Annotated in this window: 11 protein-coding genes; 4 read left to right on the top strand and 7 right to left on the bottom strand. The window is 71.3% G+C overall.

The window, feature by feature from the left end; genetic code table 11:
• The 4 genes from ACFFNX_RS32770 to ACFFNX_RS32755 form a co-directional block, all read left to right on the top strand.
• Window positions 1–554 (top strand): THUMP-like domain-containing protein (locus ACFFNX_RS32770; protein WP_446678539.1); only part of this gene is annotated, 554 nt, incomplete at its 5' end.
• 122 nt (window positions 555–676) lie between these two features.
• Window positions 677–892: a TFIIB-type zinc ribbon-containing protein gene (locus tag ACFFNX_RS32765; protein ID WP_378209742.1), complete on the top strand. Its 216-nt coding sequence runs from the start codon at window positions 677–679 to the stop codon at window positions 890–892.
• Between the two features lie 161 nt (window positions 893–1,053).
• Window positions 1,054–2,298 (top strand): hypothetical protein, encoded by a 1,245-nt coding sequence (locus ACFFNX_RS32760; protein ID WP_378209741.1) that lies wholly within the window; start codon window positions 1,054–1,056, stop codon window positions 2,296–2,298.
• Window positions 2,299–2,502: 204 nt separating this feature from the next.
• A complete protein-coding gene (locus ACFFNX_RS32755) occupies window positions 2,503–3,426 on the top strand; it encodes a phosphotransferase family protein (RefSeq protein WP_378209740.1) in 924 nt (307 codons plus the stop codon).
• Between the two features lie 4 nt (window positions 3,427–3,430).
• Here the strand turns inward: ACFFNX_RS32755 and tsaD are convergent, their stop codons facing one another.
• The 7 genes from tsaD to alr form a co-directional block, all read right to left on the bottom strand.
• Window positions 3,431–4,462, bottom strand: a complete 1,032-nt coding sequence (tsaD, locus tag ACFFNX_RS32750; RefSeq protein WP_378209739.1) for a tRNA (adenosine(37)-N6)-threonylcarbamoyltransferase complex transferase subunit TsaD — start codon at window positions 4,460–4,462, stop codon at window positions 3,431–3,433.
• Window positions 4,459–4,941 (bottom strand): ribosomal protein S18-alanine N-acetyltransferase, encoded by a 483-nt coding sequence (gene rimI / locus ACFFNX_RS32745; protein WP_378209738.1) that lies wholly within the window; start codon window positions 4,939–4,941, stop codon window positions 4,459–4,461. The genes tsaD and rimI overlap by 4 nt, the downstream gene beginning before the upstream one ends.
• A complete protein-coding gene (tsaB, locus tag ACFFNX_RS32740; protein WP_378209737.1) occupies window positions 4,938–5,603 on the bottom strand; it encodes a tRNA (adenosine(37)-N6)-threonylcarbamoyltransferase complex dimerization subunit type 1 TsaB in 666 nt (221 codons plus the stop codon). The genes rimI and tsaB overlap by 4 nt, the downstream gene beginning before the upstream one ends.
• A 167-nt stretch (window positions 5,604–5,770) precedes the next feature.
• The gene (locus ACFFNX_RS32735) at window positions 5,771–6,490 is read right to left on the bottom strand and encodes a hypothetical protein (RefSeq protein WP_378209736.1); all 720 of its coding nucleotides are present in this window, start codon (window positions 6,488–6,490) and stop codon (window positions 5,771–5,773) included.
• 160 nt (window positions 6,491–6,650) lie between these two features.
• A complete protein-coding gene (gene tsaE, locus ACFFNX_RS32730; RefSeq protein WP_378209735.1) occupies window positions 6,651–7,106 on the bottom strand; it encodes a tRNA (adenosine(37)-N6)-threonylcarbamoyltransferase complex ATPase subunit type 1 TsaE in 456 nt (151 codons plus the stop codon).
• A 52-nt stretch (window positions 7,107–7,158) separates the two neighbouring features.
• On the bottom strand, window positions 7,159–8,232 hold the full coding sequence (locus tag ACFFNX_RS32725; protein WP_378209734.1) for an alpha/beta fold hydrolase: 1,074 nt from the start codon (window positions 8,230–8,232) through the stop codon (window positions 7,159–7,161).
• A 364-nt stretch (window positions 8,233–8,596) separates the two neighbouring features.
• Window positions 8,597–9,328, bottom strand: a 732-nt coding sequence (gene alr / locus ACFFNX_RS32720) for an alanine racemase (RefSeq protein ID WP_378209733.1), incomplete at its 5' end; no start/stop codon positions are given.

Genomic DNA, 9,328 nt, shown 5'->3' with positions numbered 1-9,328 from the left:
ACGGCGGCGATGTCAAGGAGGCGGCGCTGTGGCTCGGCGGCCTGTCCGGGGCACGGCGGGGCACGACGCTGCACCGGGCGACCGTGCTCCGGGAGGGCGTGGAGCCGGCCACGATGGTGGCCGACCCGGCGCTCGGGCCGCCGCCCGTCGCGCCGTGGCGGCGCTACCTCTACGAACCGGACGGGGCGGTCATACGGGCTCATCTCGTCGCGGACGTCGCCGCCACGCTCGGCGGGGCGCTCGCCGACCCGCGCATCGCCTACGTCACCTCCGACGCGCTGCGGCCCACGCCGTTCGCCCGCGCGTACGAGATCCACGACGTTCTGCCCTTCTCGGTCAAACGCCTGCGGGCGGAGCTGCGGCGACGTGACGCCGGTACGCTGACGATCAAGAAGCGCGGATTCGCCGTCGACATCGAACGCCTCCGGCGTGACCTGCGGCCGTCCGGGTCACGGGAGTGGGTCGTGGTTCTCACTCGGGTGGGCGAAACACCAACGGCACTCATCTGCGAAGCCCGCCGACACCATGTCGCGGCAGAAGACACGCCACCCTAAGGCAAACACTGCGACTATTGCCGTATTGGGTTGACTACTCTTGGCAGCGGCCGCAATCCGCGCCGCGGGGGCGCGACACGGGGAGCGCCCGGCCGGGCGCACGGGGGAAATGGGGAACGACGATGACCGACGCCGTGCTGCAATGTCCCAAGTGCGGCGTCGCCATGGCCGGTTTTCACCGCGCCGGCGTCGCCCTGCGGGAGTGCGGCGCGTGTCGCGGCGTCTTCCTCGGCCGTGGCGAGCTGGACCGGCTTCTCGGACGCGGCGCCTCGGGCCCGGCCGCGACGAACGTTCACGCGATGCCCGCGCCTTACGAAGGCCGTCACCGCCGCGACTAAAACGGCATTCCGCTACTCCGGGATAAGGATCTCTTTTCCCTGAATTTCTTTGCTTACGCTCGATGACCATGGTCGGCTCATTAGAGTGGCCCTTCGCGACGCACGCCACTGCCATTTCCGCGCGCAGGCCGGCGACCCGGCAAAACGAAGGAGCTCACCGGGTGGACACCAATCACAACTTCCTGCAGACAGGAGGTCAACCGGTCTCGGACCGAATGCGGGAATTGCTGGCCCGCGCTGCCCAAGATCATGTTTACGAGCAACGCTCGACAGGTCAGGTCCTCGACGAGATCCATCAGCGGCTCGAGGGCATCGAGTGGCTCCTCCGCGAGGTGCGCGAGCGCGAGCTCAGCGGCCTGACGACCCAGCTCGACTCGGTTCGCGGTCAGGTCGACGAGCTGTACGGCAAGCCTCCGGAGTGGGCCGAGGGGCTGGCCGAGCACATCGAGTCCGTCGGTGAGAAGGTCAAGCCGGTCGCCGAGTTGCCCTCGCTGTGGGCCGACGTCGGCGTCATCGCGGAGAACGTCGACGAGGGCCTCTCCCGCATCCAGAACGTGCTCGACTCGAGCAAGAGCATCACCGACGCGACGCTGCGGGCCGCGCAGCAGATGGACGACCTCACCAAGCGCCTCGACCGGCTGGCGGGCACGATGGAGGCCGCGTCCGTACGCTTCAACCGGCTCGACAAGACCCTCGCCGACCTCGGACACCGCTCCGAGAAGCTCGAGCACCAGATCAACGCCGTGGCCGGCAAGGTCGACCAGTCGCTCGGCGACATGGCCGAGCGCGTCGAGCAGGGGCTCGACGCGGTGAACGGCCGGGTCGAGGGGGTCGGCGGGCGCCTCGACGGCATCGACGGCCGCGTCGAGGGCCTGTCCGGCAAGATCAAGGGCATCGAGGGCCACTTCCAGGGGCTCGAGGCCAAGATCGAAGGGGTCGACGACCGCGTCGACGGAGTCAACCAGCGCATCGGCCAGCTGCCGGTCACGCTGGAGATCGGCGAGTTGCACCGCAAGCTCGCCGCCATCGGCGACCGGCCGTTCATCGACCCGACCGACCGCTTCGACGCCCTGGAGAAACGCCTCGCCGAGGCGGTCGATCCGATCGTCGACGAGTTGCGGGCGCGGCCCGACCGCGACGAGGCCGAGGAGACCCTTTCGAAGATCGTCGAGTCGTCGCGCTCCGACCTCACGAAGCACATGGAGATCCTTCGGGAGGATCTGCTGCGGCAGGTCGGCGGTGTGCACGAGGACGTGAGCAAGAAGGTCGACGGGGTCCAGCACGACATGACGCAGCGCATGACCTCCGTGCACGAGGACCTCATGAAGCGGCTCATCACGCTTGAGGAGACCATGCTCGCGCTGGCCGAGGCCCTGTTCCGCCCGCGACGGGAGAGCAAGGAGTGACGACGACGGCCGCTCCGGTCTTGTCCCGGAGCGGCCTTTTCGTCGCCCTTTGCGCGAAACGCTGCTCGAATACGCATTTGCGGGGCTTTCGGGATTAATAGCAGCCTCAAGAAGATCGTCATGCCGCAATGACATGCCGTTTACTTCACCTTGGATTGATAAAATCACTCCCGATACGGTTCGGAATCCGTTTGGATGGGACTCGTGACCTTCCCCAGATTCTCAGAGCCGCTGAGCGCTGCCACGCTGCGCTGGGTCGAGGCATGCCTGGGGCCGGGCAGCGAGGTCAAGATGGTCCGGCCGCTCGTCGGCGGCCTGTCCCACATCAACCACGCGCTGCTCGCGGAAAGCCGCTCCGGCACCGTGCACCGGCTCGTGCTGCGCCGCTGGGCCTCCGCGTCCTGGCCGGACATCGACATCGAGTTCTCGCCCGAGCGCGAGATCGCCGCGCTGACGCTCCTGGCGGGCTGTGAGATCCCGACGCCGTCGCTCGTGGCCGCCGACCCGTCGGGCGCCCACTGCGAGACGCCGACGCTGCTGATCACGCGGCTGCTCGGCCATCCGCCGCGACCGGCGCGCGAAGAGCTCCCCGAATACCTCATCCAGCTCGCCGCCGGGCTGCTGTCGGTGCACGCGGTCGGGGGCGCCTCGACGATGCCGCCCTACCGGCCGTACAACCACCTCGACGTGCGCCTCGCGCCGGTCAACACGCGGCACCCGGCGCTGTGGGAGCGGGCGTTCGACATCGCGGCCGGCCCGTCCCCCGGCGCCACGCCGCACTTCATCCACCGCGACTACCTGCCCGACAACACCCTCTGGGCGTACGGGCGGCTCACCGGCGTCGTCGACTGGTCCAGCGCCTCACACGGCCCGGCCGCCGTCGACGTCGCCCACATGCGCTGGAACCTCGCGCTCCGCTACGGGGCCGAGGTCGCCGACAGGTTCCTGGGCGCGTTCGACCAGGTCTCCGGCGGCTACCAGCACAACCCCTACTGGGACCTGCGCAGCGTGCTCGACCTGCTGCCCGAGCAGACCCTGCGGCCGATCTCCCCCAGCGACATCCCCGCGCTGGAGGAGTTCCTCGAACGGGCGCTGATCGAGCTCGGCGCTCCGGCCGCGCGGTTCTGACGGATCAGACCAGCACGTCGGTGATCGGCAGCGAGGAGTCGGCGGGAAGGTCGAGGGCCGAGGGCGCCAGGCCGGCGCCGACGAGCTCCGCGCCGAGCGCCGCCACCATCGCGCCGTTGTCGGTGCACAGCTTCGGCCGCGGCACCCGCAGCCGAATGCCGGCCGCCTCGCAGCGCTCCTGAGCCAGCGCCCGCAGCCGTGAGTTGGCCGCGACGCCACCGCCGATGAGCAGGTGGGAGGCGTCGTTGTCCTTGCAGGCGGCGATGGCCTTCTTGGTCAGCACGTCGACCACCGCCTCCTGGAACGCCGCGGCGACGTCGGCCACCGGCACCGGGTCACCGGCCCGCTCACGCGACTCGACCCAGCGGGCCACCGCGGTCTTCAGCCCCGAGAAGGAGAAGTCGTAGGTGCCGTCCTCGTACTTGCCGCGTGGGAAGGAGATCGACGCCGGGTCGCCCTCGCGCGCCGCACGGTCGATGTACGGGCCGCCGGGGAAACCGAGGTCGAGCACCCGCGCCACCTTGTCGAACGCCTCACCGGCGGCGTCGTCGACCGTGGCGCCCAGCGGGCGTACGTCGGAGGCCACGTCGGGCACGAGCAGGAGCGAGGAGTGCCCGCCGGAGACGAGCAGGGCCACGCAGGGCTTGGGCAGCGGACCGTGTTCGAGCTGGTCGACCGCCACGTGCGCGGTGAGATGGTTGACGCCGTACAGGGGCTTGCCCAGGCCCAGGGCGTACGCCTTGGCGGCCGCGACACCGACGAGCAGCGCGCCGGCGAGCCCGGGGCCGGCGGTGACCGCGATCGCGTCGACGTCCGCGAGCGTCACACCGGCCTCGCTCAGCGCCCGGTCCACGGTCGGCGTCATCGCCTCCAGGTGGGCGCGGGAGGCCACTTCGGGCACCACTCCGCCGAACCTGGCGTGCTCATCGACGCTGGAGGCGATCGCGTCGGCGAGGAGCGTGTGGCCGCGGACCACGCCCACACCGGTCTCGTCGCACGACGTCTCGATGCCGAGAACCAGCGGCTGGTCCGTCACGTCCCCACCCCCTGCCGCGCCGGCGCCTCGCCCGGCCGCGACTGTCTCATCATCACGATCGCATCCACCCCGGAGGGCTGGTAGTAGCGCTTGCGGACCCCGACGGCGGTGAAGCCGAAGCGCTCATAGAGCCGGCGGGCCCGATCGTTGTCGGCGCGCACGTCGAGGAAGATCTCCGCACAGCCGCGTACGGCCGCCTCCTCCAGCAACGCGGTCAGCAGCGCCGACCCGATGCCCCGGCCCTGCAGCTCGGGGCGCACGCCGATGGTCAGCACGTCGCCCTGACCGGCCACGGCGGACAGGCCGGCCCAGCCCGCGAGGACGCCGTCGTCCTCCACGGCGACGTAGCGGCGGGTGCCGCTACGGTCGACCAGCTCGCCGCGGTAGGTCTCCTCGGACCAGGCCTCGTCGGTGAACAGCAGGTGTTCGAGCTCCAGCACCGCCGGCAGGTCGTCGAGGGTCAGGTCGCGGACCTTCATCCCGGCGTCACCCGCTTGCGGGGCCCGGGCTCACGCGCGTCGGGCTTGCGCAGGTAGAGCGGCTCGGGCGGCAGGAGATCGGGCCCCTCGCCGCCGGACAGCCGCGAGACGACGAGCTCGGCGATCGCGGCCGCGGAGGGCAGCGCCGGAGTCTCGCCCTTGAGCACGTCGGGGTAGAGCAGCGCGCCCTCACCCAGTACGGGCAGGCCGGGGACCGCGGCGTCGGCGGGCTTGCCGACCGACGGTCCGTCGGTGCGGACGGTCGCCGAGTCATAGCGCGCCCAGTAGACCTCTTTGCGGCGCGCGTCGGTGGCCACCACGAACGGATCGGTGCGCTTGGACTCCCAGGCGAGCGCGTCGAGCGTGCAGACGCCGTGCACCGGGATCTGGAGCACGGCGCCGAGTGCGCGCGCGGTGACCAGGCCGACCCGCAGACCGGTGTACGGGCCGGGGCCGACACCGACGGCGATCGCGGACAGCTCTTCGCGGCTCACCCGCGCGTCACCGAGCACGGAGTCGATCGCGGGCGCCAGCACCTCGGCGTGCCTGCGGCGGTCGACGACCTTGGACTCGGCCCGGAGACGCGGCATCTCCCCCGGGGCCCACTCGCTCAACGCGACGGTGACCGCGGCGGTCGCGGTATCGAAAGCCAGGACCAGCACGATCCTTGAGGGTAGCGCGCCCCGGCCGATGATTATGCGTGCGAGCCCCGCCGGTCGCCGATCGGCGGGGTCCCGCCACAGAAACGCGCGTGGATCACCGAGACCCCATGCTCACCGTCGATGACCTGGGTTCGCTCAGTGGGGTCCGGGCAGACGTCACGGCCGCGTCAAGAGTGCGACTCGAGTTTGGAGACCACGTCGCGCGCGGCCTCCAGGGCACCGTCGCCCGCGGTGTGGGACGACAGTGGCGTGCCGGCGGCGTCGAGGTGGTCGCCGCCGGAGTAGTGCACGGTGATCAGCACGTTGCCGAGCCGGGCGTTGGCGATGGCCTCCCCGATCGCGGCGGAGGCGTCGACCGTGTACACGACGTAGGCCTGCTCTCCCACGCCGCTCACGCCACGGCTGTCCCGTACCTTGACGCCGTCCGAGAGATCCTTGCCGTCGCGGTCGGCGTGCCACTCGTCGGAGAAGGTACGGGTCGCGGTGTCCGTGGCGGACGCGCCGCCGCCGGCGGCGAGGGCACGCAGCTCGACGCTCAGCTGGCGGGTACGCGAGCCGTACCGGCTCCAGGCGCACTCGCTGTGCTCGTCGGACTGGGTGGCGAGGGTCGCGCTGCGGTCGGCGCCGGGCGCGAGCTTGTCGGCGACGCTCTTGCTGAGCGTGTCGCAGGCGCTGGGCACGGCGTCGCGCTCGGAGCCCTGGCCGGTGCTCATGGGCGAGCTCTCGGCGCCGGCGTCTCGCGAACGGGGCTGGTGAATCTGGTCATGGCCGAGAAAGACCCAGGCCACGGCGCCGATTCCGACGACGACGAACACGGCCGCGCAGGCGGCGGCGACAAGGCGCCCACGACGTCCGGCGGGCCGGGCGGCACGACGACGACCGCTCACCAGGCCTCCCTCCCTTATCTCCCATTCGCGCGCTTTGCCGGGAGATGAGATTCAGGGGAAGAGAGTACGACAAGATCGTAATTATGACCGATCAAGGGTCCGGAATTTGATATAGCGGCCGCACTGCGCGTCCGCGCCGACGCGGAGCGCGACCGGCCCGTCAGAACGCGTGGTCGTCCAAGGTCTCCCATCGGGGGCCGACGCCGGTCAGCGTGACCGTGCGCTCGTCGGTCTCGCCGCGTTCGATGACGATCTCCAGGCGGTCGTCGGACAGGCCCTCGGCGATACCGCCGCCCCACTCGACCACGGTGACCGCGTCCCGCAGGTCGAGATCGAGGTCGTCCAGCTCGTCCAGGCCGCCGAGCCGGTACGCGTCGGCGTGCACGAGCGCCGGGCCGCCCGCCAGCGACGGATGCACCCGCGCGATCACGAAGGTCGGTGAGGTGATCGGACCGCGGACCTTCAGGCCGTCGCCCACGCCCTGGGTCAGGGTCGTCTTGCCCGCGCCGAGCGGACCGGACAGCAGGACGAGGTCGCCCGCGCGCAGGAGGGCGGCCAGCCGCCGGCCCAGGTCGCGCATCTCTCCCTCGGTCGGAACACGGAGAGGACTGCTCATGAGTCCTCCTTCGTCACAGAAGTGACTACAGGCGCTGTGGTATCCCGTTCGCTCACGCGGAACGCTCCTCTGCCGCGGGCCGGACGCGGCCGACCAGTTCGGCGATCGCATCGGTGACGACCTCGGGGTGTTCGAGCATCACCACGTGACCCCCCTCGGTCACCTCGATCAGTTCGGCGTCCGGCAGCGCCGCCGCGATGGCCCGCCCGTGGGCGGGCGGGGTCAGCCGATCCTCGTCACCGACCACGATCACGGCGGGGAGGTCCCGGAGCACCCCGAGCGCCTCCAGCTTGTCGTGCTCGGCGAGCGTCGGGTAGAACTCCACGATCACTTCGGTGGGCGTGGCGCCGATCATGCGTTCGACGAACTCCACGATCGACGGGCTCACCTCGCGGTCGGCGAACGCGATCCGGCGGGTGATCACGAAGGCCACGTCCGCGCCGATGCGGCGGCCCCGGTCGATCAACGTGCCGCGCTTGCCGATGCCCCGTACGACACCGGGCACGGCGCGCCGGAACACCTTGCCGAACAGCTCCGGCAGACCCAGCGTCAGCTCGGCGAGTTGCCCCGAGGAGGTGTTGACCAGGGCCACGCCGACGACACGAGAGCCGAACAGCTCCGGATGCCGGTCGGCCAGCGCCATGATCGTCATGCCGCCCATGGAGTGGCCGGCGAGCACGACCGGCCGGTCCGGCGAGGTGGTGGCCTCGATCACCGCGAGCAGGTCGTCGCCGCACTGGTCGATGGTGGCGTGAGTGAGGTCGCTGCGTCCCGAACGGCCATGGCTGCGCTGGTCCCAGAAGACCAGCCGCACATCGTCGAGGCGGGCCAGGTCGCGTCGCTGGAAGTACCAGGAGTCCTGGGTCAGGCAGTAGCCGTGGCTGAAGACGACGGTGAGGGCGGCGTCGTCCGGCCCGTCGACCTCGACGTGGAGGGGTACCCCGTCGCTAGCCATGACCGTCTGGGGGCGACCGCGCAGCTCACCGAACCGTTCGTACCGGTCGGGGTCGGGACGCAGGCGTTCGCGTCCGACGGCGTAGCGGCGCGCTCCGACGACCGCGCCGACACCGATGGCACCGGCGGTGCCGATCGCGGCGCCGATCAGGCCGGCTCGCTTCTTGTTCATCGGCTGTGTGGCGTGGAGGCCCCGGCCCGCAGGCCGGGGAGGAAACGCCGCTCCCTCCTCGGAGTGTCGGTGGTGGTGGTCGGCATCGTGGCATGCGGTCTCGGCTCCGGCCCACGCCCGCCCGGGAGGCGGTGTCGCCGGGGCGCCGCGCGCCGGACGACCGTGAGAGCCGGGCGGTCTTTCGCCGTCGCGCCCGCGGGCGGGTCGGTCACGCGGATGTGAACGCGGCCGGGAACATCGCGGCAGGGCGTGCCGTGACTGCGCGGGGAGCCGGCCGGCCGTTCGGCGGGGCTTTGAACCGCGAACCTCAACCTGTTCTCTCCTCTGTGTCGGGGGACCGGGGGCCTTCAGACGAGGAAGGGCGTCAAACCGCCTCTTCGGTGTAGGTACGGGGGATCCGGGCTCCGATTCTGGTGACGATCTCATATGAGATCGTGCCGAGCATCTCCGCCCAGTCCTGGGCGGTCGGCTCGCCGCGGTCGCCCGGCCCGAAGAGGATCACCTCGTCGCCCGCGCGGATCTCGTCGTCGCCGACGTCGACGACGAACTGGTCCATGCACACGGTGCCCGCGACGCGCCGCCGCCGGCCCGCCGCCCAGACCTCCAGGAGGTTCGTGCCGTGCCGCGGGATCCCGTCGGCGTATCCCAGCGGCACCAGGCCGAGCGTCGTCTCCTCCGCGGTGGTGTACCGGTGGCCGTACGACACGCCCTGTCCGGCGCCGACCCGTTTGACCAGCGCGAGCCGTCCGGTCAGCGTCATCGCCGGACGCAGGCCCAGGCGGCGCGCGGGCCCGAGCGAGGGGATCGGGTCGAGGCCGTAGACCGCGATGCCGGGCCGTACGAGGTCATAGCGGGCCTCGGGGAGGGTCAGCGTCGCGGCGGAGTTCGCGATGTGGCGCACCTCGGGCCGTACGCCGGCCTTCTCGGCGAACTCCACCGCGTCATCGAACTCCCGGAGCTGCGCGGCGATCGAGGGGTGGCCCGGCTCGTCCGCGCAGGCCATGTGGGACCACAGCCCGACGACCGCGGCGAGGCCCTCGGCCTGGGCGTGCAGGGCCGCGTCGAGCAGCGCGGGCCAGTCGGCCGCGGTCGCGCC

This window comes from Actinoallomurus acaciae (assembly GCF_042429965.1).
GTDB lineage: Bacteria > Actinomycetota > Actinomycetes > Streptosporangiales > Streptosporangiaceae > Actinoallomurus > Actinoallomurus acaciae.
This window is presented reverse-complemented; position numbering and strand designations above follow the sequence as displayed.